Origin of the sequence: Kaistia sp. 32K (genome assembly GCF_016629525.1) — a bacterium.
Lineage (GTDB): Bacteria > Pseudomonadota > Alphaproteobacteria > Rhizobiales > Kaistiaceae > Kaistia.
This window is the reverse complement of sequence record NZ_AP024269.1, coordinates 4156167-4181749: the sequence shown is the minus strand read 5'-3', so window position 1 is coordinate 4181749 and position 25583 is coordinate 4156167. Positions and strand designations below refer to the sequence as shown.

Annotated in this window: 21 protein-coding genes and 2 pseudogenes; 9 read left to right on the top strand and 14 right to left on the bottom strand. The window is 60.8% G+C overall.

All coding sequences use genetic code 11. The features are described from left to right. Nucleotides 1-36: 36 nt before the first annotated feature. Together K32_RS19330 and K32_RS19325 are read right to left on the bottom strand one after the other, a co-directional pair. Nucleotides 37-1947: an ABC transporter substrate-binding protein gene (locus K32_RS19330; protein ID WP_201401070.1), complete on the bottom strand. Its 1911-nt coding sequence runs from the start codon at nt 1945-1947 to the stop codon at nt 37-39. 104 nt (nt 1948-2051) lie between these two features. Continuing rightward, nucleotides 2052-4142 carry an alpha-galactosidase gene (locus K32_RS19325; RefSeq protein WP_201401069.1) on the bottom strand — a complete coding sequence of 697 codons (2091 nt, stop codon included), beginning with the start codon at nt 4140-4142 and terminating at the stop codon, nt 2052-2054. Between the two features lie 308 nt (nt 4143-4450). Here K32_RS19325 and alr point away from each other — a divergent pair, with 308 nt between their 5' ends. Further along, nucleotides 4451-5584, top strand: coding sequence for an alanine racemase (gene alr, locus K32_RS19320; RefSeq protein WP_201401068.1), 1134 nt, complete (start codon nt 4451-4453; stop codon nt 5582-5584). Between the two features lie 87 nt (nt 5585-5671). Then, nucleotides 5672-6922 carry a D-amino acid dehydrogenase gene (locus K32_RS19315; protein WP_201401067.1) on the top strand — a complete coding sequence of 417 codons (1251 nt, stop codon included), beginning with the start codon at nt 5672-5674 and terminating at the stop codon, nt 6920-6922. 53 nt (nt 6923-6975) lie between these two features. On the opposite strand, the pseudogene K32_RS25000 reads toward K32_RS19315, so the two are convergent. The 5 genes and pseudogenes from K32_RS25000 to K32_RS19295 all read right to left on the bottom strand — a co-directional run. Then, a pseudogene (locus K32_RS25000) lies at nt 6976-7136 on the bottom strand (fumarylacetoacetate hydrolase); the annotation flags it as partial. 7 nt (nt 7137-7143) lie between these two features. Beyond that, on the bottom strand, nt 7144-8334 hold the full coding sequence (locus K32_RS19310; RefSeq protein WP_201401066.1) for a pyridoxal phosphate-dependent aminotransferase: 1191 nt from the start codon (nt 8332-8334) through the stop codon (nt 7144-7146). Nucleotides 8335-8368: 34 nt separating this feature from the next. After that, nucleotides 8369-9166, bottom strand: a complete 798-nt coding sequence (locus K32_RS19305; protein WP_201401065.1) for an amino acid ABC transporter ATP-binding protein — start codon at nt 9164-9166, stop codon at nt 8369-8371. Next, nucleotides 9163-9831 (bottom strand): amino acid ABC transporter permease, encoded by a 669-nt coding sequence (locus K32_RS19300; RefSeq protein ID WP_201401064.1) that lies wholly within the window; start codon nt 9829-9831, stop codon nt 9163-9165. The genes K32_RS19305 and K32_RS19300 overlap by 4 nt, the downstream gene beginning before the upstream one ends. Nucleotides 9832-9933: 102 nt before the next feature. Further along, nucleotides 9934-10710: an ABC transporter substrate-binding protein gene (locus K32_RS19295; RefSeq protein WP_201401063.1), complete on the bottom strand. Its 777-nt coding sequence runs from the start codon at nt 10708-10710 to the stop codon at nt 9934-9936. 122 nt (nt 10711-10832) lie between these two features. Between K32_RS19295 and K32_RS19290 the strand changes: the two genes are divergently transcribed. Next, nucleotides 10833-11678, top strand: coding sequence for a LuxR C-terminal-related transcriptional regulator (locus K32_RS19290; protein ID WP_201401062.1), 846 nt, complete (start codon nt 10833-10835; stop codon nt 11676-11678). Between the two features lie 357 nt (nt 11679-12035). On the opposite strand, the gene K32_RS19285 is transcribed toward K32_RS19290, so the two are convergent. From K32_RS19285 to K32_RS19270, 4 genes are all read right to left on the bottom strand, one after another. After that, nucleotides 12036-12932 (bottom strand): NAD(P)-dependent oxidoreductase, encoded by an 897-nt coding sequence (locus tag K32_RS19285; RefSeq protein ID WP_201401061.1) that lies wholly within the window; start codon nt 12930-12932, stop codon nt 12036-12038. Nucleotides 12933-12963: 31 nt separating this feature from the next. Beyond that, nucleotides 12964-14121, bottom strand: a complete 1158-nt coding sequence (locus tag K32_RS19280) for a mandelate racemase/muconate lactonizing enzyme family protein (RefSeq protein WP_201401060.1) — start codon at nt 14119-14121, stop codon at nt 12964-12966. A gap of 263 nt (nt 14122-14384) precedes the next feature. Beyond that, complete coding sequence (locus K32_RS19275; protein ID WP_201401059.1) at nt 14385-15365, bottom strand: aldo/keto reductase; 981 nt, start codon at nt 15363-15365, stop codon at nt 14385-14387. A gap of 534 nt (nt 15366-15899) precedes the next feature. Next, nucleotides 15900-16613 (bottom strand): FadR/GntR family transcriptional regulator, encoded by a 714-nt coding sequence (locus tag K32_RS19270; RefSeq protein ID WP_201401058.1) that lies wholly within the window; start codon nt 16611-16613, stop codon nt 15900-15902. A 620-nt stretch (nt 16614-17233) separates the two neighbouring features. Between K32_RS19270 and K32_RS19265 the strand changes: the two genes are divergently transcribed. The 6 genes from K32_RS19265 (at nt 17234) to K32_RS19240 (ending at nt 23374) form a co-directional block, all read left to right on the top strand. After that, nucleotides 17234-18535, top strand: coding sequence for a sugar ABC transporter substrate-binding protein (locus tag K32_RS19265; protein ID WP_201404573.1), 1302 nt, complete (start codon nt 17234-17236; stop codon nt 18533-18535). 106 nt (nt 18536-18641) lie between these two features. Beyond that, nucleotides 18642-19466, top strand: a complete 825-nt coding sequence (locus K32_RS19260; protein WP_201401057.1) for a carbohydrate ABC transporter permease — start codon at nt 18642-18644, stop codon at nt 19464-19466. Then, nucleotides 19463-20353 (top strand): carbohydrate ABC transporter permease, encoded by an 891-nt coding sequence (locus tag K32_RS19255; protein ID WP_201401056.1) that lies wholly within the window; start codon nt 19463-19465, stop codon nt 20351-20353. Before K32_RS19260 ends, K32_RS19255 begins: the two co-directional genes overlap by 4 nt. 64 nt (nt 20354-20417) lie before the next feature. After that, nucleotides 20418-21587, top strand: coding sequence for a mandelate racemase/muconate lactonizing enzyme family protein (locus K32_RS19250; protein ID WP_201401055.1), 1170 nt, complete (start codon nt 20418-20420; stop codon nt 21585-21587). 50 nt (nt 21588-21637) lie between these two features. Further along, a complete protein-coding gene (locus tag K32_RS19245; protein WP_244670007.1) occupies nt 21638-22378 on the top strand; it encodes a ribonuclease activity regulator RraA in 741 nt (246 codons plus the stop codon). A 222-nt stretch (nt 22379-22600) separates the two neighbouring features. Further along, entirely contained in the window at nt 22601-23374 is a 774-nt protein-coding gene (locus K32_RS19240; RefSeq protein WP_201401053.1) for an IclR family transcriptional regulator, read from the top strand. Nucleotides 23375-23498: 124 nt separating this feature from the next. On the opposite strand, the pseudogene K32_RS24995 reads toward K32_RS19240, so the two are convergent. The 3 genes and pseudogenes from K32_RS24995 to K32_RS19225 all read right to left on the bottom strand — a co-directional run. Then, nucleotides 23499-23603, bottom strand: a pseudogene (locus K32_RS24995) (4-hydroxythreonine-4-phosphate dehydrogenase PdxA); the annotation flags it as partial. After that, the gene (locus K32_RS19230) at nt 23599-24771 is read right to left on the bottom strand and encodes a cystathionine beta-lyase (protein WP_201401052.1); all 1173 of its coding nucleotides are present in this window, start codon (nt 24769-24771) and stop codon (nt 23599-23601) included. The gene K32_RS19230 and the pseudogene K32_RS24995, both read right to left, overlap by 5 nt. A gap of 46 nt (nt 24772-24817) precedes the next feature. Beyond that, nucleotides 24818-25582 carry a DeoR/GlpR family DNA-binding transcription regulator gene (locus tag K32_RS19225; protein ID WP_201401051.1) on the bottom strand — a complete coding sequence of 255 codons (765 nt, stop codon included), beginning with the start codon at nt 25580-25582 and terminating at the stop codon, nt 24818-24820. Nucleotide 25583: the final 1 nt, after the last annotated feature.

Here is a 25583-nt window from a genome sequence, read left to right as displayed (position 1 = left end):
CGGTGCCTGATATTGTCGGCACCGGCGAGGAGGGTGTTACTTGCTGAAGTAGAACTGCTCTGGGTCCGCCGTCGCCGGGAAGCCGAAGTCGTGGCTACCGATCATGCCGGTGTCGGGCACATTATGCAGTTTGTTGGACACCAGCACGGGGCTCGGGTGCTCACCGATGGTGCCGAGAGTGATCGGACCATCTTCCAGGTAGATGCGATAGGCATCGAGCAGCGCCGCGTCGCGTGCCGCGGGATCGACCTGCTTGGAGGCCAAAGCGTAGGCCTCCTGCAACTTCTCGAGCATAGAGCCTTTGCGGGGCGCAGTGCCTTCCGTCCCGCCGCTCTGGAAATGGCGCGAGATGCTGATGCCGCCCATCGACCATTCGCGGGCTTCGACCGGCGCCCAGACGGTCGGTGCGGACATCAGCCCCCAGCCTGCCGCGCTCGGCCAGGCTCGCATCATCATCGCGCCGCTTTCGGCACGAGTTGTCAGCGCGCTGTTGTCGATCGGATTGAGGATCGTATCGATGCCGATCGCGTCCCAGTCTTCCTTGACCAGATCCATCACCGCGACGGTCTGCGGATCGGATGCGGGCATATCGACGATCAGCTGCAGTTTGCTGCCATCGGGGCGATCCCGCCGGCCGTCGCCGTCCTTGTCGACGACGCCCAGTTCGTCCAGCAGCTTCTTGGCGAGTTCCGGATCATGCTCGACGTAGGAGCTGGACCATTGTTCATAGAGTTCCTGGCCTTCGGGCGTACGGAACTCGGGGCTCTCCGGGCTCATCGAGAACTGGCGCGGCTTCGCCAGACCGAACGACACCACGTCATTGTATTTGTTGCGGTCCATCGCCTGCGACAGCGCGATGCGGAATTTCTGCTCGTAGAACAGATCGACGATGCCCTGATCCTTGTGATCATAGGTGATCATCAGCCAGGGCCACGCAAAGTCGCCACGGCTCCACATCTTGATGGTGTAGTCGCCCGACTCCTGGTTCTCCATGAGCAAGGAGACGTCGGAGAGGTTGAATTCGCGAGCCTGGAAGTCCAATTGGCCAGCCATGCCCTTGAGCAGAACCGCCTGGCGCGCGCTATCCGGCGTGGCGATGGCGGTGTCGATCGTGTCGATGTAGGGCAACTGCTGCCCGTCGGGATCCACTTTCCAATAGTAAGGATTGCGCTGAGCCACGATGCGCTGGCCGGGGGTATATTCGGTCACGACCCAGCCCGCCAGTGTCGGCATGCCGACCTGCTGCAGTCGCGAGGTCGCGTTGTAGCGCGCCATCAGCGCGGTCGTGTCTTTCACCTCGGCATATTTCGGGTGGAATTGCTTGAGATAGTGCGCCGGAACCAGCCATTGCGCGCTGTTGTAGTGGCCACGCGAAGCCAGTTCCATGAATAGCGGGTTCGGCGCAGCGAACGTCAGCTTGACAGTATAGTCGTCGATCTTGTCGACCGTCATCGGCACCTCGTTGACCACGGTGCCGGATGGCAGGCCAACGGGGATGGACTCGTCCAAAACCAGATCGTTCCAGAAGAACATGAAATCATCGGCGGTGAACGGCTCGCCGTCTGACCACTTCATGCCCTTGCGAAAGTTCATTGTGACTTCGGTATAGGCATCGTTCCAGGTCCAGCCTTTCAGCACGTTCGGGCGTACACCCGAAACGTCTCGTTCAAAGCGAGCGAACGGCTCGACCATGATCAACTGGCGCAGCCAGTCGAGTTCATCTCGAGAGATGTTGCGCAGGGTGCCGCCATATTGACCGATGCTCTCAACGGGCGGCACGACCAGTGGATCCGATGGCAGGCGCTCGGCGATGGGCGGCAAGCCCGCCACGCTATCCAGCCCAGGCGCCTGACGATATTCTTGGGCAGAGGCTGCTGTAGATGCCAGCAGCGCCGCAGTAAATAAAAGAGCCCTGAAAGCTCGATTGCCCCCCGACCTTGCGGCCATAGTTTCCTCCCATGTGAAGTCGCGGACCCTCCTCAAGGTGCCGCGACGGATGTTGCTATATATCCGATATATAATCTCTATTTATTCGAATATGTCTGACTTATTCAGACGCGGGTGAACCGCAAAATCTGGCTTTGGAGATTCTTGATCGGCGAGATCAGGCCGATCTCGGCCCAGGCACGGCCGGACCGGACGACATCCGACCCCTCGACCGCGTAGAGAGCTTCCGGATCGAGGCCGGCAATTCGGATCGTTGGATTGGCTCCGAGCCGCGCGCTGTGAACACGGAAGACGAACAAGACGGCCTCGGACTTGTCGCGTGCGACATATGCGAATGCACTGACCGCATGCCGATGGGCTGAACGCAGACGATAGAGATCGCCGCCGGCAACGAGGTGCCTGATTTCCTTGAAACGCGCCACGTGACCTGCCGCCACGGAACACTCTTCATCGCTCCAGTCGAGCAGATTGCCGCCGACGCCCAGCGCGCCTGCCATGCTGACATGGAAACGGAAGTCGAGCGGATATTCGCGACGCTCTTCGTCCGTCGCCCAGCCGGCCATTGTGTTGGCGGGGAACAGCTGGCTGTAGCCCTCCTGGATCAGCAAGCGCGCAGCGGGAACGGTATTGTCGCTCGTCCAGCTCTGCTCGGTCAGCGCCATCATGCCGAGATCGACACGACCACCACCGCTGCAGCAGTTTTCCCAGATCACGTCCGGATGACGGGCGCGCAATTCGACCCAAACGCGATACAGCCCTTCGACATAGCGCACCCAGATTTCACGGGCGTCCCGCTCGTGAGTTGGCCAACCGGCCTCGCTCGCCGAGCGGTTCATATCCCACTTGATGAAGTCGATCGAATTCTCGGTCAGCAGGCGATCGAAGATATCGATCAGGTAATCCTGGACGTCGACGCGACCTAAATTAAGGATCAACTGGTTCCGCATCAGCGAGCGCTCGCGCCCCTCGTAATGCAACACCCAGTCGGGATGCGCCCGGTAGAGATCCGAATCCGGATTGACCATCTCTGGCTCGATCCAAAGACCGAACTGCATGCCGTGCGACTTGACCGCATCGATCAGTGGCGCAAGACCCTTGGGAAACTTGGTCTCGTCAGGCCACCAGTCACCAAGGCCTGCCTTGTCTGTATTCCGGCCGTGGAACCAGCCGTCATCCATGACAAAAAGCTCGACGCCCATCTTGCTGGCCTTCTCGGCGAGCGCCGTCTGCCCCTCCTGGTCAACGTCGAACAGCGTTGCGTACCAGGAGTTGTAGACGACGGGCGGCACGAAGTTGGGGCGTGGCGACAGGTTCCGGCGGATGAGATCGTGATAGGCGCGGCTCATCGCCCCAAAGCCCTCACTCGAATATCCATAGACCACGCGAGGCGCCTCGAAGGTCTCGCCGGGCTGAAGGTCCCAGGCGAAATCATGGTCGTTCAGGCCCAGATGGATGATGCCGCGATCATCGCGTGTCCGCTCGGCAATCAGTCGCCAGTTGCCACTCCACTGCAGCGTGCCGAACCACACTTCTCCGGCCTCCTCGCTTGCGGCGAGACCAGGCTCGTTGCGGTCCACGGCGAAGTAAGGCACGCCGCCATGCGACGTGATGACCCGACGGCTGTCGCGCTGGATCGTGCCAAAACCCATGGGATCACGGTGCATGCGGAACTCATCGCCCCAGCGCCCGCTCAGATGATTCAGCGCAAATTCGCCACCAGCCGGTAAGTTGAACGCACCGGTAAATGCCCGCGTGAGCTGCACTTCGCGCCCGCCATCATTGATCACGGCAAGCGACCGCGTGAACAGGCCATGCTGGTCCAGGGTGCCGTATGTGAGCACAACGCGCAGATTTAGATCGGCATCCCGCAGGGTGACAGCCAGCGTATCGTCGCCAACGTCAGCGGACTCAAACCGCAGCACCAGTCCGCGCAAATGGCCGCCCGCAATCGTCGCATCCAGCGTGCGTTCGTCCGAAGCGCTGGCTTCGCCGGTCGTGACTTCCTGCGGCGTCAGCTGAAGCTCATGATCGGCGGAGAAATATCTGGCGCGCGCGGCCGCCGGATAGTCGGCAAGGCGCGGAAGCCGGCGCCCCCAATAGGTGTGCACCAACACGCCGCCAGGCTCGACGCCCATCGCATAGGCGGCATGGCCACTTTCGAGCACCCAATAGTTGCCGCTTGCACTAACGCCCATTCAATCCTCCCAGTCGAACCGCGTAGCTGTAAGGCTACACCATAATAAGTATGATAATTTATTGTCAATCATCATACACGCGCATCAACTGCTACTGGGATCAAGCGAAGGCGTACGGCGTGTTGGCAGCGCTCGTGCGTACATCCAGCCGGAACAGGGGATATCGGTTTAAAGTGCGAGCATTGCAGATAATTCTAATTATTCGAATATTTCTCCGAATAATGCGTCTATTCGCAATTATCATCTGAAAAATGGTCGGCAATGCCGTGATCGTTTCAATAGTCTCCGGTGATAGCAGGAGGCTTGAGATGGGCGGCGCGGTACAGCGGAGCGGACTGGATGAGATGGCCGGCAAGGGGGGCGCGACGGGGTATCTGACCGTCGATCTTTCTGCCATCGCCCGCAACTATCTGCGGCTTTCCGCAATGGCCGCGCCGGCGCGCGCGGCCGCCGTCGTCAAGGCCGACGCCTATGGGCTCGGAGCCGACCGGATTGCAAAGAAGCTCTACGCCTGTGGCTGCCGCCATTTCTTCGTCGCCCAATTCGACGAGGCCCTTCGCCTCCGCCCGCTGCTCGCAAACGACGCAATGGTCTTCGTGCTGAACGGACTTCAGCCCGGGAACGAAATGGCCTGCGCGCGGGAGGGCATCGTCCCGGTCATCAATTCGCTCGAGCAATGGCGGCAATGGGCCGCCGCCGCTCGGAGTCTTGATCGGCAGCTGCCAGCGGTCCTCCAGTTCGACACCGGCATGTCACGCCTCGGCGTTCCGCCGCAAGAGCGGGCGGAGCTTGCCGAACTCGTAAACGTCGAACGCGGGATCAAAGTCCTGTTCGTCATGAGTCACCTTGCCTCCGCCGACGATCCCGAGAGTGTCCAGAACGCTGACCAGTTCATCGAGATGGAACGCGTTGCGGCGGCGCTCCCACAATTCCCGGTCTGCTTTGCCAATTCCGGCGGCATCTTCCTCGACAAGGCCTATCATGGAGCGCTCGTCCGCCCAGGGATCGCACTCTATGGCGGCCTGCCGATCGCCGGCCTGGCAGATCCTCTGGAAGCGGTGGTGCGCCTCGACGTCGCGGTTGTTCAGACGCGCACGGTGCCCGCGGGCACGCGCGTCGGCTACAGCGGAACTCATGTCGCCGCCGGCGAGACGCGCCTTGCCACCATCGCCGCAGGCTATGCCGACGGCCTGCCGCGCAGCCTCTCGGGACGTGGCGCGGTCTTTTGCGACGGCATCCGCCTGCCCATCGTCGGACGCGTTTCCATGGACAGCATCACCGTCGACATTTCCGCGCTGCCCGAAGGCCGCCTCAGGTTCGGCAGCCTCGTGGAAGTGCTCGGACCGCACCAGACGCTGGAGCATGTCGCGCGCGATGCCGGCACCATCCCCTACGAGATCCTGACCGGCCTCGGCCGCCGATACGAGCGGCGATACCGCTGAGACCGTCGCCGGAAGCGCGCCGCGCCGGTTCCTTTCGCGCGGCCGCAGAAATCAACAAACAAGACCTGTTCTTCGCATGAGGACACCATGAAAGTTATCGTTCTCGGCGCCGGCATTGTCGGCGTTACCTCGGCCTATCAGCTCGCCAGGGCGGGACACGAGGTCACGGTCGTCGATCGCCAGCCCGGTCCGGCGCTGGAGACCAGCTTCGCCAATGCCGGCGAGGTGTCCTTCGGCTATTGCTCGCCCTGGGCCGCGCCGGGCATTCCCGTGAAGGCCATGAAGTGGCTGTTCATGCAGCACGCGCCGCTGATCCTGCGCCCCAAGATCGACATGGCCATGCTGTCCTGGATGGCGCAGATGCTGCGCAACTGCACGTCCTCCCGCTATGCGCTCAACAAGAGCCGCATGCTGCGCCTTGCCGACTACAGCCGCGTTTCGCTCGCCGCGCTCCGGGGGGAGACCGGCATCGCCTATGACGAGCGCATGCAGGGCACGCTGCAGCTCTTCCGCACCGGGGCGCAGCTCGACGCCTCGGCCAAGGACGTCCAGGCGCTCGCCGCCGACGGCGTTCCCTATGAAGCCCTCGACCCCGAGGGCTGCATCCGCGTCGAGCCGGCGTTGCGGCATGTGCGCGAAAAGATCGTCGGCGGCCTGCTGACGCCGAAGGACGAGACCGGCGATTGCTTCAAGTTCTCCAATGCGCTGGCGGCGAAGGCCGAGGCGCTCGGCGTGCGTTTCAACTATGGCAGCATCATCCGCGGGCTCGACGTGGAAGGCGGTCGCGTTCGCGCCGTCGTCACGGCGCACGGCCGGCTCGAGGCGGACGCCGTCGTCGTGGCGCTGGGCAGTTTCTCGCCGCTCATCGTGCGGCCGCACGGCATTCGCCTGCCGGTCTATCCGGTCAAGGGCTACTCGCTGACGATCCCGATCACCGATGCCACGCGCGCGCCGGAATCGACCGTGATGGACGAGACCTACAAGATCGCCATCACCCGCCTCGGCGATCGTATCCGCGTCGGCGGCATGGCGGAGATCTCCGGCTATACCAATGATCTCGGCGAGCCCCGCCGCCTCACGCTGCAGCACTCGGTCACCGACCTTTTCCCGGGCGGCGATGTCTCGAAGGCCAGCTTCTGGTCGGGCCTGCGCCCCATGACGCCGGACGGCACGCCGGTCATCGGCCCGACGAAGGTCGCCGGCCTCTTCCTCAATACCGGTCACGGCACGCTGGGCTGGACGATGAGCTCGGGCTCGGCACGGATCATCGCCGATCTGGTCTCCGGCCGAAAGCCGGATATCGACGCGACGGATCTGGCCATCGCGCGCTATGCCTGATCGACGGGCTTGAGGGGAGGGCTATGGCGCGAGCGGCCCGAGAGCCGCCGCGATCAGAGCAATCCCCTTGCCGCGAGGTTTCGCAGGAGATGCGAAGGGCCGAACACCCATGGCATGCATTCGGTCGACAGGCGTACGTATTGCGCAGCGTGTCCAACTGGACGTTGGAGATTGATACGACGTCTCCGACGCGGTGCGTGAAACCCTGTCCGGGCACGCCCTCACGAATTGCGTCGGACAAACGTCTCCAGCCGGCCGATTCCATCCGTCAGACGGGCCTCGTCGGCGATCGCATGGCACCAACGCAGCCAACCATTTCCCTCCGACCCAAACGCGGAGCCTGGCGCGAGCCCAAGTCCAACCTCGTTGACGAGACGCTTGGCGGTCATGACGGAGTCCGGCTGTCCCGCAATTCTGAAGAAGACATACATGGCTCCTCCGGCCTCGGGGACTTCGATTCCGGGGATGTCGCGCAAACCCGACGCCATCAAAGCGCGGGTACGCCCAAGCCGAGTCCGAAGATCAGCGACTTCCGCTTCCCCCTGCTGCAGCGCTATCGTCGCGGCGCGCTGCGCCGGCTCGAACACGCACGAGAAATTGTATTCGATCACCTTCGCCAGATCGGCCGCCAAGGCGGCGGGAGCCGTGATCCAGCCCGCGCGCCAGCCGGTCATGGACCAGGCCTTGGAAAAGCTGTTGACCGAGATGAGCCGTTCTTCGGCATCGAAATGCCTCAGGAAGCTCGGCGCCGAACGAACGGCGGGGTCGTAGACGAGCCGCTCATAGACGTCATCCGCAACGACCCAGATGCCAAGCTTCCGGCAATGCGCGGTAATCGCGGCGACCTGTTCGTCGGAAATCGTCCAGCCGGTCGGGTTGTTCGGCGAATTGACGATCAGCATCCGGGTATCGGGCGTCAGCGCGGCGAGAAGGCGATCGAGATCCAGCGACCATTCTCCGTCGCGAACGGTCAGGGACACCCGCTCGACATTGGCGCCTGCGATGCGGGGGATTTCCGTGATGTTGGGCCATAGCGGCGTGATGGCGACGACCCGGTCCCCCGGCGACAGCATCAATTGCGATACGATCGCGAGTCCCGTAACCCCCGAGCCGACCACGCAGATGCGATCGGCGCCCATCTCGCGGCGATGAAGGTCGGACATGTACGCGGCAATCGCGTCGCGCAGATAGGGGCGACCGAGGTTCTGGGCGTAGAACGTCTCGCCGGCGTCAAGCGACGCGGCCGCGGCGTCGCGTATGAACGCCGCGGTCGGCTGGTCCGTTTCGCCAAACCAGAAGGGGAGGACGTCGTTGCGTCCCATGGCGCTGTTGGCCACCTCCCGGATCTGCGAGCTGGACAGAGACCGGATCGCGGCGCGGGCCTCCAGGGGATATGTCGGCTTCTGCAACATTGAATGTCCTTCCCCGTACCGGGACAGAAAATATTCAGGCGTGGACGATCGAATTCAGGAAGAACCTGGCGCGTTCGGTCTGCGGATTGTCGAAGAAGGCATCCGGCGCGTTCTGTTCGATGATCTCGCCCTTCTCCATGAAAATGATGCGGTCCGAAATCCGACGCGCAAAGGACATTTCGTGGGTGACGACCAGCATGGTCACGCCGGTGCGCGCCAGCTTCTGGATGACGTCGAGCACTTCGCCCACCATCTCGGGATCCAGAGCGGAGGTCGGCTCGTCGAACAGCAGAACTTCCGGCTCCATCGCCAGGGCGCGTGCGATGGCGACGCGCTGCTGTTGTCCGCCGGACAATTGGTCGGGATATTTGTTGGCGTGTTCGCTGAGGCCGACGCGCTGCAACAGCTGATGCGCCTTCTCCTCGGCCTCCGCCCAGCTGCGGCCGCGGACCCGTACCGGGGCGATCGCGATATTGCGCAAGGCCGTCATGTGCGGAAACAGGTTGAATTGCTGGAAGACCATGCCGACTTCGGCGCGGACTTTTGCGAGTTCCTTGCCTTCCCGGACCGGCACGCCGTCGACGACGATCGAACCCGACGTGAAGGTCTCGAGAAGATTGATGCAACGAATGAGGGTCGATTTGCCGGAGCCGGACGAGCCGATGATTCCGATGACCTCGCCACGGCGAATCGACAGGTTGACGTTCCGCAAGGCGTGAAAGTTGCCGTAGTGCTTCTCCAGCGCCGTGATTTCAATCAGCGTCTCGCCGCTCTCCTTGTCCCGCGTCTTGTGGCTCACGGTATCCTCCCTCCCGGTTCTCAGGTTCATCATCGACGCTTCTTCTGCCGGCGTTCCAGCATGCTGACGATCCGCACGAGGGGAATGAGCATCAGCAGGTAGAGAAGGGCCGCGCCGACCAGGGGCGTCGGGTTGGCGTAGAACGCCTGCGCCTGCGTTGCCTGCTTCAGCAGGTCTGGAAGGGCCACGACCGAGGCGAGAGCCGTGTCCTTGATCAACCCGATGGCGACGCCCGTCGCGGGAGGAACGACCAGGCGCATCGCCTGCGGAAGCACGATGTCGATCATGAGTCGCGGCCATGAAAATCCGAGCGCATAGGCGGCTTCGAACTGACCGCGCGGCACGGCCTCGATGCCGGCCCGGAAGGTCTCTGCCATATAGGCGGAGGCAACGAGCGAGATCGCGGTGGTTGCGGCCCAGAATGCGGACAGCCGGATCCCGACAAAGGGAAGCGCGTAGTAGACGAGGACGAGCAGAACCAGCAGCGGAATTGCCCGGAGAACATCGATATAGGCAATGGAAAGAATACGGAGGGGTGTCGGTGCATAGAGCCGGACCAGCACCAGAACGAGCCCCAGTACCAACGAAAGCGCCAGGCTCGTGATTCCGAGCAGGATTGTCAGTCCAAAGCCCTGAAGCATCAACGGCGCTGCGTTCTTCAGAACCTCGAAGTTTAGAAATGTCGAGGAAAAATCCATAGGGAGCACCGTATATCGGATGGTTGAAAAGCTGGCGGTCCGCTAGAACAGAGTGGAACTGCCGAGGACATCGTCTTCGGCAGTTCCACGATCGGCCGGTGCTTACTTTCCGGGGATGGGGCGGACGGCTACGGTGCTGGAGTCCTTGTCAGGAGCATCGCCGAACCACTTTTCGTGAATCTTGGCGATTTCACCCTCTTCCTTCAACTGGCTGATTGCCGAATTGATCTCGTCGAGCAGCGGGTTATTCTTCGCCAGCATGATCGCGAACTGCTCGTTGGTCGGAATCGTGTCGACGATCGCGTATTGCGGCTTGTCTTTGATGTAATAGGCGTCGATCGGACAATCATGCACGAACGCCGATACGCGCCCGGTCGCGATATCGAGCATGGGATCCATCACCCCGTCATAGCGGCTGATCTGGGTGTAGCCGTATTTGGATTGATTTTCGGTGGCCCACATCTCGCCCGTGGTCCCGGTGATCACGGCCACCGTCTTTCCGGTCAGGTCGCCCAGGCCCTTGACGTCGCCGCTTGAACTGGTCGTCAGGCAGGCGTTCGCATCATAGTAGGGCTGGGTAAAGGCCACGGATTCCAGACGATTGTCGGTAATCGTGACGGTGCCGATCGCAATATCGGCGCGGCCGGACTGAACCGCCGCGAACGTGCTGTTGAATGGCATCTGGGTAAAATTGGCTTTTTTGCCCGTGCGCTCAGCAATGAGATTAATCAAGTCGACTTCGAAGCCGACAAGATTACCCGAAGCGTCTTCGAACTCAAAAGGTACATTTGCGGCAGCAGTAGCAACGTTCAACTCTTTCGCGTTTGCTGCTCCAGCGAGCATCGCGATTATGCCGGCGAATACTATAGTACGTTTCATGACTTTTCGGAACCTCCCGTTTCCTACAACAGCATTGAGTACTGGTGGTAAACGGGTACACTGAGAAAAATTGCGCCGATATCACCCTTGGGGGGGACAGCCGGCGGCGGCTAGCGAACGGGATGGTGACGAAAATTCTGCGTAGTGGAGGGAACGGAGCACAAGATTCCGTCGTCGCCGAAATGATCTCTGCCATCGACAATCCCGAGTATCCGAGGGTCGCGATGCGGGCGCTCAATCGGCTGGTGCAGGCCGATGCCGCGGCAACCTACATCTACTCGGGCGACGAATTGGCCTACGTTTTCGATGACGACATGCGCCATCTGGTGCATGGCAGCTTTCGCAATTGCTACCGGGAGGTGACGTACCGGTTTAATCCCTTCTTTCAACATCATCGGACCGGGATCGAAAGCGGCACCTATACGATGGGGCAATTGGCTCGCTGCCAGTCGGTCAAGAAGCCGCTTGCCGAGGTCATCGGGATCGAGATCGATGAGCGGGAAGAAATCGGCTACCGCACACATGGCTTTCCGAAGCAGTGCTCGGAGCTTGCCATCGCGGTTCGCCTGTCGCCGCTACAAACCGTGCAGATTGCACTTTATCGTTCCGGCTTTAATGCATTCCAGCCGCATGAGCTTTCAGCGCTCAAGAGTCTGAACCAGACGTTTAGCGCGCTCTACAGTCGATTCTGGCAACATCATCAGCTCAGCACGGTGGGAGATGACAACATCCTGCACAGTGCACTTCAGGCTTTGTCTCGTGGAGAGCTCTCCAATCGCGAGCAGGAGGTTCTTCTGCTCGATCTAAACGGTGGTGATGCACGCCAAATCGCCAGCCGGCTGAATATATCGGAGGAGACCGTCAAGACCCATCGCAAGAGGGCCTTCGGCAAGCTGGGTATCAATACCAAACCACAATTGTTTCAGGCAATCATGCGCCGGCTCGCGAGCCGAGCGAACGTCAGTTAATCATGGCGTCCGCGACTGCGGATGAATGTCTGAGGCTGAAAAGTTCGTCTTGGCTTGGCTCAACTTCCGCTTCTTCTTCGGATGATCCCGCGTACTAGCGCTTTGATACGTCGATTGCGATCTGCCGGTTGCTCGGCGCCTCGTAGGCGCTACGACCGGATGGTCGGCTTTCGGCCCAATTCGGACGTTCGGCCGACCATCTTGCTGGGGTCGTGATGCGCGCTCGATGGTGACCTTCGCTCTGGCGCGCCGCGATAGTCCGGGCAAGAAAAGAAGCGATGGCATCTTCTGTTTATTGAGGACGAAGGTCCATCTGAGAGAGCGGAATCGGAGGCTTCTGGAAGAGGGGCTGCCTATCTAGGCGTCGGATACAATTTTGCGCCAATTGTACGTCTCGCGGAAGCCGAGCATCTCCTTGGCCTTCCGATTGGTCAGAGGAGCCTCGAAGCCCTCGAGCAGCCGAGTTGTCGGCGTCTGGGGCACGTGCCTCGCGAGAAATTCCGCCGTCGGCATTTCGGCGATAATGTCGTCATTGGTCGCGTTGAATACCTGAAAGCCAAGTCCGTCTGTCTCAATGCAGAGATGAACAATCTCGGCGAGGTCACGCACGTCAATGTAGCTCCAGCCGTCGCGCTTGCGCGAGAGAGGGTCGGCGACGTTGGCAGGGAAGCGGTGGTAGTCTTCGGGCAGTGTCACGGCGCCGATGCGCAAAGCATAGATGTCGGAGCCGGTGCGGCTTGCGAAGGAGCGGGCAATCGTCTCGCCAACCACCTTTGATAGACCGTAGCTATCCGTCGGGTCCGCATCATGGTTCTCGTCGATCGGAAAGCTCTGGAAGTCGCGGTCGCCTTCCGCGAAACAAATGCCATAGACCGTCTCGCTGGAGGCGATGATCACCTTGCGGATACCGAGCTTGGTCGCGGCCTCGAGGATATTGTAGGTCGAAAGCACGTTGGTAGCGAACATGGTATTGTCCGGAACCTGCAAGATGCGCGGGATCGCGGCGAAATGCACTATGGCGTCCACCGGCGCGCGGCCGGCGCTCGCGAAATGCTCGTCGAAGCTGAAATAGGTCGAGAGCGCATTGAACACCTGGCCGCTGTCGGCCAGGTCCGTGATCATGGTATTGACGCCCGGAAAGTCGAGCGGCACGCGGTCTAGATTGAGCAGTTTGTGGCCGCGCTCCTGAAGAATGGGAATCACATGGCTGCCGGCCTTGCCGCTACCGCCAGTGAAAATGACGCGCTTGCTCATGTCTTCCTCCCGTGCCGCCCGTAACTGCCCCTTATGCGAAAATGCCGTATCCTGGCACGGCATGCTTGCGCACGCTGTCCATGTCGAGCTCGACGCCGATGCCGGGCGTGTCAGGAATACGGATATGTCCGTTCTCGACGATGGATTTCGCGCCATTCGGCAGCTTTACATAGCTGTCCCAAACTTCACGCTCCTCCAGCGCATGCCACTCGAGGACAAGGAAGTTCGGAACGGTGGCGCAGGTATGACAGGTCGCCATCGTGCCGATCGGGGTCGATACCAGATGCGGCGCGAAGGGGATGTAGTAGGTCTCGGCGAGGTTCGCGATCTTCTTGCTTTCGGCAAGGCCGCCGCACTTCGGCACGTCCGGCATGATCACGTCGGCCACCTGCTGCTGCAGCGTCTCGCGGAAGCCCCAGCGCATGTAGAGATTTTCGCCGATGCAGATCGGAGTGCGGCTGCGCGAGCGCACCTGGCGGAGCGCGTCGACATTCTCCGCCGGGATCGGCTCCTCCAGCCAGAGCAGTTTGAAGGGCTCCATCTCCCACGCGATACGGCAGGCGGTCGGCACGTCGTAGCGGGCGTGGAGGTCGATGCAGAGGTCGATATCGGGCCCGATCGCCTCGCGCACGGCTTGAACGCGCTCGACCATCGAACGGATCTCGGCCGCGTTGGCGGTGGGGTTCATCGCGTCGAACTTCGCCGGGTGATTCAGATTGTCGATATCGAACTTCAAGGCCGTGAAGCCTTCCGACACCATGCGCTTTGCGCGGGCAACGCAGCCGGCAGGCGATCCGTTGGCATCATCGCCGTCGCCGCAATCGGCGTAGAGGCGGATCTGATCGCGATACTTGCCGCCCATCATGCGGTAGAGCGGCTGTCCCGCCGCCTTGGCGGCGAGGTCCCAGAGTGCGATCTCGATGCCGGACAGGGCGATCAGGAATACGCCGGACTGGGCGCCGGAAAAGACATGGGCGCGCCGCAGCTTGTCCCAGCAATACTCGACATTGCGCGGATCCTCGCCGATCAGCTCGTGCTTCAATTCCGCGATGAGGCCGACAATCGCCGCGGCGCCGGCATCCGGATTGGCCTCGCCGATGCCATAGATACCCTCGTCGGTGTCGATGCGGACCAGTGTGGCATGACCGTGATAGGCGACGACGGCGGTTTTGATGTCGACGATCTTCATAAGGTTCTCCCTTGGGTGCTTTCGCTTCTGAACGGCCGACGAGGCCGTCTGGCAATCGTGTCGGGTTGCGCCAATCGGGCGCTTCCGGCCCATTTGGACCGCGCGCTAGCCGCGCGGGCACGAAGTCATCTGCAGTTGACACTGGGGCATACGGTGTGAAGCGCGTCGTAGATGGGTAAAATCCGCGTATTCACGGCGCGCTGATCCGGTGGGCCCCAGCCGTCGCTTTCCTTGCTGGCGGGGTTTTCGCCCCGCGAAGGGGGCTAGCTGGTCGCGCGCGGCTTGTGGATGTTGGTCCAGTAGCGGAACATGTCGCGTTCCTCTGCGATGTTCGCCCAGATGGAACTGGTCAAGCGGTCGATGGTCTCGACGTCATCCGGTGCAATCGTCCATCCGACACTTCCGGCATTTTCCTCCAGCTCGCGCACCGTGCGAGCGCCGAGAAGAGGCGAGCTCACCCCTGGCCGGCTCGTGAGCCACTGGATGGCGAGCTGCGCGACCGACTTTCCGTATCGTTTCGCGATCGGCCGCAGTTCCTCCACCGCGTCCAGCGCTTTCTCGTAGACGCCCGGCTGGAAGAGGACGGTCGTGCGGCGCTCGTCGCCTTCGGGAAATTTCGTGGCGCGCGAGAGCGCTCCGGTCAGAAGTCCCTGCGCCAAGCCGCTATAGGGAATGATTCCGACGCCATGGCTGCGGCAATAGGGCAGGATCTCGGCTTCGATCGCCCGCCAAAGCAAGTTGTAGGGCGGCTGCAGCACGTCAATGGTGCCGTGCTGGCTTGCACTCTCTATTTCCCGCACGGTGAAGTTAGATACGCCGATCGCCCGGATCTTGCCCTGAGCGCGGAGTCCCTCTAGCGCCTTCATCGTATCGCCGATCGGATAGTCGGGATGCGGCCAATGGATGAAGTAGATGTCAATATAGTCAGTGCGAAGGCGCTTCAGCGACCCTTCGAATGCTTTGATGACCTCGGCCGGATCGAGATGATTGGGCGCGACCTTCGTGGCGACGACGGCCTTCTCCCGGCGTCCGACGAGAGCCTTGCCGAGAACCTCCTCCGAGTGCCCGGCCCCGTAGGCCTCCGCGGTGTCAATGAGCGTCACGCCGAGTTCGAGCGCGCGATGAATGACCCGGATGGACTCGGCGTCGTCGGCAGCTCCCCAAAACGAGCCGGACATTCCCCACGTACCGAGGCCGATCTCGGAAACGTAAACGGGCGACGAACCCAGACGTCGCTGCTGCATTTCTTCCTCCCGCATCTCTCGGGCCGCAACCTAGCCCATATCGCGAACCTTATACGCTTATATACTTATCTGACAAGTGATATCGCACAATTTCCTGATTGATGGTTGTGGGCGCAGTTGGCTGGTACTCCCTGCACAAAGGGCAATTGATCTATTTGCGCCGGCGGGCGTGCGCTCGAGGGTGGGAGGTCTCACCGTTGGCCGGGAGCAAAGACCGGCTGGCCAGGTCGTCCGGTCGGCTCGTCCCGCGGCATCCGGATTGCTTTTGCCTAAGTGTGCGCTGATTCTGGTTGGCGGGCCGCCCAGTCGCGGCGGGGCCGAATACGCGTGCTCCTGTCATCGCCGCGAGGCGCTGCGCATGCGGGGTAGGGCGGAGCTCAAAAGCGCTGCGCCCCGATTCATCGGGCGCAGCTGACGCTGCGTGATGATCGGGGCGCGAGCATCATGTGGTGAAGGAGGGCGCTTCGGTGCCGGTCTCGCTGGTGTCGTCGCAAAGTCCGCTGCCGCCCTCGACATCGCGGTCAGGGCGGCTGTCTAGGGAGCAGCCAGGGCCTGCTGCGCCATGAGAAAGTTCACCTTGTTCGCCTCGAGATGAACCCTCATTGCGATCTCGGCGCGTTTCGGATCTCGCGCCAGCAATCCTTCATAGATTGCGCGGTGCTGTTCCGTGGCTATCGGCAAGGCGTGCGGTGCCTGGTTGCTTATTCGGCGGGCGGCTGACTGCCACCAGCGCGAGGAGAACATGAAGCGGTCGAGGATGCGATTGCGAGTGGCTCGGCAGATCTCCATGTGGAATTCGAGGTCGAGCTCAAGGTAGGCGTCTGGATCCTCGTGAGCCGCCGTCATGGCATCAAGAATCTCGTGGAGACGGGCGAGGTCGTTGCGGGAAAGACTACGTGCCGCTTCAGCGCAAATCGCTGGCTCGAAGATGACGCGAGCATCGTGTAGTTCCAGCAAAAGCTCGCGGACCTGTGCTTGCGGCAGCCATTCAATGAGCATTGGGCTCAAATAGTCCCACTCGGCGATCGGGCGTACCGCCACACGGCGGCCCTGGGCGATCTCGACCATGTCGAGGGAGCTCAAAATCTTCAGTGCTTCGCGCGCCACGGCACGAGAAACGTTGAATTCCTGCGATATTTGCGACTCGGAAGGCGCAAGTCCGTCAGGAAATCCGTTAGATGCAATTCGTCGGATCAGGACGCCCGCAACCTGTGTCGGTAGGGTTCGGAGTTGGACCTTGTCAGTCAAGTACGGCTCTCCGTTCACGTGTGCGCAGGCATCTTGTCCAATCGGGCTTCTCCTCCTGCGTGTCGTGCATTCCGAACAGTCCTATCACAGCATTCCTTTCCGAGCGATCGGGTACGGCCTTAGCCGACCTTGCTGGGAGCAATCGCTCGCTTTTGCGGCCTTAATGGCGCAACGAGGGGCTCCAGACAATCCCTCGGCCACCTCCGGAGAGGGATCTCTTTCAGGACGCGCTTGACCTTCGGCAAGCGCGGGGGTAGCATCAACTTATCGGACAAGTTGATAAGCATATAAGCGCAATATACGCACGATTGTCCGAAGCTCGCGCTGGCCATCGGCCGGGTGGGGGAGGAACAATGTTAGCACGGTATCTGCCGAGCGTGCTTGTTCGCGCTCGCGGCTACATCGCCAGCTTAAATCTGTCTTCCGGCATGCCGTTCTTGCCTCGCAGTCCGGGCCCGACGTCTTCGTCCGGCGGCGCATTCTCGTGGTCAAGACATTGGCGGCTTGCTGGCTCACGGCGCGGCGCTGATCGCGACTGGCTGCCTTGAGCATTGTTTGGTCGCCGGAAGGAGTGCGGCGGCGAGCTGGACCATCAGAGACTAACAGGGAGGTAAACAGGAATGTCCTACAAGCTTTCCAAAGGCGGTATCTTGACCCGGCGTGGGTTCTTGGGTGGGTCGGCGGCCGCGCTTGGCGCTTCGACACTCTCGATGCCGCACATCGCGCGTGCGGCCGGGGACGAAATCCGGGCGCTGCTTATCACCGGCGGTCCCCTCTATCCGAAATACTGGGAGAAGGTCGTCAACGGGTTCACGGAAAAGACCGGCATCAAGGTCAAGTATGACCTGCTCGAATTTACGCCACTGACGACCAAAGTCGTGACGCTCGGTGCTGCGCGCAGCAATCTCTATGATGTTTTTAGTACGCACACGGCGCAGATCGATTCATTCTTCAATTACTTCGGTGCCCTGAATGAATATTTTTCCGAAGAAGATTTGAAGGATTTCTACAAGGTTGGCGTTGATTATCTCGTCAATCCCAAGAACGGACACCTGGCGGCGATCCCGCGCAACATGGATGCGCGAACGCAGTATTATCGCTCTGACGTCTATGAAGAGAAGGGCCTCAAGGCGGCGGTGACATGGGAGGATCTGGTCGAGGTCAGCCAGAAGCTGACCGGTGACGGCCGCTATGGACTCGTCGTGCCCGGCCAGGGTGACCCGGCCCAACGCACGTTCTCCGACTTCCTGTGGCAGGCGGGCGGCGACTGGGTCGATGAAAGCAACAAGCCGTCGTTCAATGCGGCCCCTGGCGTCGAGGCGCTTACCTATTATCGCGATCTGATCCAGAAGTGGAAGGTCGTGCCGCCGGACGCCGTCTCGTACCAATGGAACGAGAACTCGACGCAGTTCTCCTCCGGCGCGGTCATGGATACGTTCGACTGGCCCGGAGCCTTTGCGACGCTCTCCAATCCCGAGACGTCGCGCATCGTCGGAAAATGGTCGACCGCGCCCTATGTGCGCAACAAGAAATCGATCTCCTGCGCCATCTCGCATGCAATGGCGCTGAACTCCATGTCGAAGCGCAAGGATCCGGCTGTCGAATTCATCAAGTATACGGTGAGTCCGGAGGCTCAACTTCTGAACTTCAACGAGTTCTCGAACTTTCCGAGCCGCCTTTCGGTCGCCAAGCAGGTCGTCGCCGAGGCCAGCGGGGTAAAGGCGGATTGGCTCGCTCAGCTCGAGCAGACGATTTCGACCGGCAAGGAATGGCCGAAGCTGCCGGGCTTCTCGCGCGTCTCCACGCTGATGTTCTCGACCATCGAGCGCGCGCTCTCCAACCAGCAGACGCCGGAGGACGCGCTCAACCAGGCCGCAGCCGAGGCCCTGCAGATCATGACGCAAGCAGGGGCGTACAACTAGCATGAGCACTCCCGCCGTAAGGCCGGGGGGCCGCCAGCGACGAGGTTCGTCGCTGGCGGTGAGCTGGCAAAGAGGTTACCTTCTCGCAAGCCCTGCGCTCATCGCGATGATCGCGATTCTGCTCTACCCGCTGGCTTATTCCTTCGTCATGAGCTTCTACCGATGGGATCTCAGCGCCCCGTCGCAGTATTTCGTCGGTCTTGGCAACTATCGCGATACGTGGAACTCGCTCGGCTTCCAGCAGACGCTGCGCGTGCAGCTGATCTTCTCGGCCATCACCATCACGGTCGAGGTGGCGGCGGGCATGGGAATCGCCATTCTCGTCAACAGCAAGCTGCGCGGACTGAAGCTCGCCCGCACGTTGCTGCTGGTTCCCCCGATGATCGCGCCGGCCGTGGTCGGCCTCAATTTTCGCTGGCTGTTCAACGGCCAGTATGGCCTCGCCAACGCCATCCTGCGCTATCTCGGCCTGCCGGAGGCTCCTTGGCTCTCCGATCCGAATTGGGCGCTCGTCTCCGTGATGATCGCCGATATCTGGCAGAATACGCCGTTGCTCGTCCTGCTCTTCCTGGCGGGACTGCAATCCCTGCCGCAGGAGCCGATCGAGGCAGCCCAAGTTGATGGTGCCTCGCCCTGGGGGATCTTCCGGTACATCACCCTGCCGTTGATGCGCCCGATTCTGATGATCGCGCTCATGCTGCGGATCATCGACACCTTCCGTACGTTTGACGTCGTCTGGTTGATGACGCAGGGCGGCCCCGGCGGTGCGACAAACCTCGTCACGGTGAACGCCTACCTGCTGGCGTTTCAGAGCGCGTCCTTCGGCCATGCCGCCGCGGTTTCCTACATCGCGCTCGGCCTCTCGCTCCTGTTCCTCGCTCTGCTCTATGGCGTGCCCTGGCTTGGGCGGAAATTTAGGAGGGTCTCATGACTGACACCGCCCTTTCGCCCGCCGGTGGGCGCCGGCGAAGCCATCGGCCGAAATACCGGGATGGGATAACGGTCGGGCTTGTCGTGCGGTATCTCGTTCTGATCGGCACGGTCACGCTCACCGTCTTCCCTCTTGTCTGGCTGGTACTGACCTCGCTGCGCAATTCGGCGGATATCTTTGCCGTTCCGGTGCATATCCTGCCGGAATCGGTGACCTTCAATCAGTACATTTCCGTCTTCACGCAATACGGCCTCAACGACTATCTCTGGAACACGGTGATCGTTTCCGTCGCTACCGTCATCCTGGTCACGTTGCTTGCCGTTCCATGCGCTTATGCGATGGTCCGTTTCCATCTGCCCGGTACGAAAATCATCGTCAGCATCCTGCTGATCATGCGCATGATCCCGGTTGTCGCGCTCGCCATCCCGCTCTTCGCCGTCTTCGCTTCTATCGGCTTGCTCGACACGCTGACGGCGCTGGTCCTCGCGCATACGGCCTCCAAGTTGCCTGTCGCCATATGGCTGCTCATGGGCTTCATCCAGGACCTGCCGAAAGAAATCGAGGAATCGGCTCAGATGGACGGCGCCGGCACGCTTCGCATCCTGGTGCAGATCGTGTCGCCGCTGATCGCGCCCGGAATCGGGGCGACGGCGGTCATCACCTTTCTGTTCACCTGGAACGATCTGCTGATCGCGCTGACGCTCTCTTCCTCGGAGGCGGCGCAGACATTGCCGGTCGGCCTGACCAATTTCGTGTCGCAGTTCGGCATCGATTGGGGGGCCATGTCGGCGGCGGGCGTGCTCATGGTGATCCCGACCCTGATTTTCGTTTGGTTCGCGCAGGGGCTGCTGGTGAAGGGCCTCGTCACCGGCGCGGTCCGGGGGTGACGAACCGACGGTCTCCGCACGGCAAGACGCCGATATGTCTCGAAGCATGCGCATGGGGAGTAAGATGAAGATAACGAAGATTGTTCCGTGGCTGGTGAAGGCGGATCGCGGCTATTGGGGCGAGTACCTCTTTGTGGAGGTCCGGACTGACGAGGGCATCTCGGGCTGGGGCGAGATCACGACGACGACCAAGCCCGCCAACCGGGCGGTTGCCGGAATACTTCGACAGCTCAACGATCTGATCGTCGGCGATGACCCGCTGCGGATCGAACAGATCTGGCACAAGATCTTCCGCTCCTTCACCTATATGGGCTCGCGGGGCGCGGCATCGCATGTGGTCAGCGGAATTGACATCGCGCTCTGGGATATCGCGGGCAAGGTCCGTGGTGTGCCGATTTACGAACTCCTCGGCGGCGCGGTCCGGGACGAGGTCCTGATCTACACCCATCCCGACCAGTCGAAGTTCACCTCCAAGAAAGACATCGTTGCCGAGATCGAGCGCATTCTCGCGAGCGGTCACACCGCCATCAAGTTCGACCCTTTCCCCGCATACGAATTGCGCTCAAGCGAACCCCACGGCTATCTGCAAGGCTATTTGTCCAAGAAGGGCGAGCGCGAGGCGGCGGAACTGACCGAACTGATCCGCCGAACGGCGGGACCGGAGATAGAGATCCTCATCGACGCGCATGGTCGCTTCGACGTGCCGACGGCGGTCCGGCTCTGCCGTTCGCTGGAGGAAGCGGGTCAGATCGACTGGTTCGAGGAGCCTGTGCCGGTCGAGAGCTATCACGCATTGCGCCAGGTGCGAGAGAGGGTCTCGACAGCAATTTCCGTAGGCGAACGGCTGCACACGCGCTGGGAGGTTGTGCCCATTCTTGAGAACGAACTCGCCGATTTTCTGATGCCCGACGTCACTTGGACCGGCGGCATCAGCGAGCTGAAGAAGATAGCCACGCTCGCCGAGGCTTACTACGTTCCGATCAGTCCCCATGATGCGAGCGGCCCGATCAACGTCACGGCCGGCGCCCATGTCATGATGACGGTCCCCAACTTCTACCGCATCGAGACCAGCGACTGCGATCTTTCGCACTATGACAAGCTGATCGAGACGCCGATCGACAATTCCGCCGGCAGCATTCATCTCACGCGGGCGCCCGGCCTCGGCGTGACGATGAACCTCGACTACCTCGTGGACAATATTCTCGACGGCTTCGGCGATCCCGAAGCTTCCTGAGATCCTGCCAGCCCTACCGCACACGCACCATGGAGGCCCCATTGAATACCGTGGCTAGAATTCACGATATCGTTCGTCCGTCTCGCGCGCTCTGCGATGCGCTGGCGGCGATTGGAACGGCGACGCTTTCGAGCGAGTTGGCCCAGCATCTCGGCATCCGCGACGCGCAGATCCGTGGTCCGCAGCCACTCGTCAAAGGCAGGACGATCGCGGGCCCGGCTCTGACGCTGCAATGCATGCCGAAGCGCGAGGATCTCTATGGTGATGCGGAATACGAAAACCCTGAGCTGCAGCTGCATCGGCACGTCATGTATCCGACCCAGCCTGGTGACGTCATCGTCGTCGACGCGCGAGGCGATCTCGGCAGCGGGATATTCGGCGAGATGATGTTGACCTTCTTCGCTGGGCGCGGTGGCGCGGGAGTGATTATCGACGGCGCCATCCGGGATTCCGCGCAGGCGGCCGCGCTTGATCTCGGCATATGGGTCAAGGGCGTGACGCCGAACTATCATGCCCAGACGAACATCATCCCCTTCGCGGTCAATGTCCCAATTGCGTGCGCCAACGTGCTGGTCATTCCCGGCGACATCATCGTCGCCGATGATGACGGTGTGGTTCTGGTGCCGGCAGGGCTGGCGGAGAAGTTAGTCGAGATTGCCGGACGGCATGTCGAATGGGAAGAGTTCGCCCGCATTCGTCTTTCAGAGGGCGGGGATCTCCGGAAGTACTATCCGCTTACCGTTGAGGCGGAGTCAGAATATGCGGAGTGGCAAAAGAAACAATCCGGCTAGCATTCGTCGACTGCGAAATGGCTTGGCGGCGGAAGGTGTCTGCGCGTTACGGCGCGGGTTATTCTCGTAAAAGGTGAATATGAGTTTCCTAGCTTCCGTCGCCAAGTTTTGTTTCTGTGCGTAGTGGGTTGCCGTTCTACATAGAAATAATAGTGTCGCCCTTCTTATTAGAAGGTGAACCTATTTATACAGAGCGCCTCATGGCGAGGTGGGAATTTCAAGGTGTCCGAAGACGAGGAGACGCTCCACAATCGTAGTTCCGCCGTCGAACGGATGGTAGCCATTCTGGCGGAACTCGAGAAAGCGCCAGCAGGCGTGCCTCTGAAGGTGATCGCGGAGCGAACCGGCGTGACGCGCTCTACCGTCTACCGGATCATGAATTCGCTCGTAGCGCATGGCATGGTTCGTCAGGTCCAGGGTGCGCGCTTCATACTCGGCTCGCGGCTGCTGTCGCTAGCAAACGGTGTGCTCTCGCCGCTCATCGACCGCGTCATCGCTGAACGGGCGCAATCGCGTCTTAACCGACTGGCCGCCACGCTTGGCGAGAGCTGCATGGTGTCCGTCTACAACCGTAGCCTGGTGCAGGTAGTCGCGGCCGCGAGCGGCAGCAAACCGTATGCGCTACACGCTGCAGTCGGTCAGTCCCTTCCCATTCATGCCGGTGCCGGCAGTAAGATTCTGCTCGCCAACCTTCCCACCGAAGAGGTTGAGCGGATCCTTTCCGGCGAACTGAAGCGCTTCACGACAATGACCCATGTCGAGCCCGATGCCCTGCGGGCTGAACTCGCGCTGGTGAGATCGCGCGGTTGGTCGCGTGACGGAGGTGAATTCGCCATCCAGGTCAATGCCTATGGCGCGCCAATCATCGATTCCTCCGGTCGGGTCGTTGCTGCGATCAGCGTGCCATTCCTTGCCGGCCGCGACGCCGCGTACGAGGAGCGGGTGCGGATCGTCGCCATTACCACGGCGACCGCAATCGGCGCTAGCTTGCGGTGAAGGGCGCGCCGCCACGGTCCGGGGACCGCGGTGGCAGAAGGACGAGATCTCGCTCGAGAGCGCTCTCGGCCTTGGTTGGAATCAACTTGCGCGACGTGTGGACGAGGCATCGGGTTGAAGCGGTCCACGCCGTGCCGTGGTCGACCGAGGTGCGGACGACGGGAAGTTCGACCGTGATGTTCACGCCCGTTTCAAGCCCCAGCACCTTGATCGGGCCATGGCCCCTATCCGTCGAGCGTCGAAAGCGCCGCGGCAAGATCCCCTAGCAAATCATCGACCGATTCTAGCCCGATATTGAGGCGTACCAGCCGGTGACCGTAATCGCGATGGGCGCGGCGAATGTCGAAGTACGGTACAGCAAGACTAGTTACGCCGCCCCAACTATATCCGATCTTAAAGATGGACAGGGTGTCTATGAAGCGTAGAATCTGCTCCTTCGTAAATCGTTCGTCAAAGACGATGGAAAACACGCTGGCCGATCCCTTAAAATCACGGGCCCAAATACTGTGGCCGGGAGACGACGGGATGGCGGGGTGAAGCACCTGCGAGATTTCAGGGCGAGCCTCGAGCCACTTTGCGACTTGCAAGCAAGATGCACCGAGTTTTTCTAGGCGTACTGCAAGGGTTTGCATGCCGCGCAACGCAAGACTGCAATCATCTGGTGATACGGCCATACCCAGCGCTTGGTGGGCTTCCCCCAGCAGCTCGTACCGCTCGGCATCTTTCACCGTAACGGAACCAAGCAATAGGTCGCTATGTCCCCCGATGTATTTCGTTAGCGCTTGGATGGTGACGTGTGCTCCGTGGGCGAACGCGTCGAGGAGCACGCCGGCGGAATAGGTATTGTCGATTGCAACGGTAATGCCTTGTGAATTGGCTACCTTGACGATGGCTGGAAGGTCCTGCACCTCCATGGTGACCGACCCCGGGCTTTCGCACCAGATGAGTTTGGTGTTGCTCCGCACCAAATGCTCGATGCCTGTGCCGATGAGCGGATCGTAGTACTCGACCTCAACGCCGAACTTATGGAGCATTCCGTCGCCAAATTGACGATGAGGTCCGTAAATGGCGTCTGGGGTGAGAACATGGTCCCCAGGCTTCAAGAGGGCGAAATTGACGAGGGAGATAGCTGCCTGACCGCCAGGCGTCAAAAATGTATGATGACCTCCCTCAAGCTCGGCAATGCGGGCCGCGAGTTCCAGGGAGGTTGGTGTTCCGTAAAGACCGTAGCTATAAGGCGTCGTGTCCTGTTTCCACGTGTCGCGGGTAGCGGCAGCGCTTTCAAATAGCGTCGTGGATCCTCGATAAACTGGAGTAACGAGCGATCGGAAGCCAGCAGGCGCTCGGCTTTCAGGTTGAACCAGCTTCGATTGCCACGTTAGTACTTCGGATGCCATTTAATAAATCCGTCCCGGATATATAGCTAATTAATTCGGATTTCGCTCAACTGAGGATGAGCTCGACACCATAGTGGCTGATTTTTCGCCTTGATCTCGTGTCGAGAGAATCGTCTGTAATAATTCGATCGACGATCGAAAGATCGCAGACCGTTGCCATGGCGCGTTTGTTGAATTTCGTGTGATCCGCCAAAATGGTGACAGAGTGCGCGCGCTTGATCATCGCTTTGGCAATCATTGCTTCGTCGATATCGAAGTCCATGACGGCGCCACTTTCCAAGTCGATTGCGCCGACGGTTAAAATCACGTGGTCCACGCTGAACTGCTCAATATGTTCGATTGCGAATGGTCCGGTGATTTCTGAGCGATCGCCTCGGAACGAACCGCCAATGACCACGACTGGATTCTTGCCGGGACCGGCCCAAAGCGTCTGGGCTATCTCGATCGAGTTGGTGACAATGCCAAGGTGATCGAACTTGGCAATTTCTGAGGCGAAGGCAACCGTAGTTGTCCCTGCGTCGATCATAAGGGTGTCACGCGAGGAGAAAAGTGGCGCGGCCACCGAAGCGATACGGGATTTGAGGTGGGGATTCTGAACGAGTCGTTCGGCTAGATCTGCCTCATGACCTGTTTGTGGCGCGAGCGCGCCTCCATGAATTCGGCGTAGCTGACCAGCGCGGTCCAGACGCCGCAAATCTCGGCGTATCGTCTCTTTCGAAACGCCTAACCGCTTTGCAAAATCCTCAACCGTTAGCGATTCTTCCTGAATCGCCAACGCGAGGATTGCAGCTCTTCGTTGTTCTGGCATCATC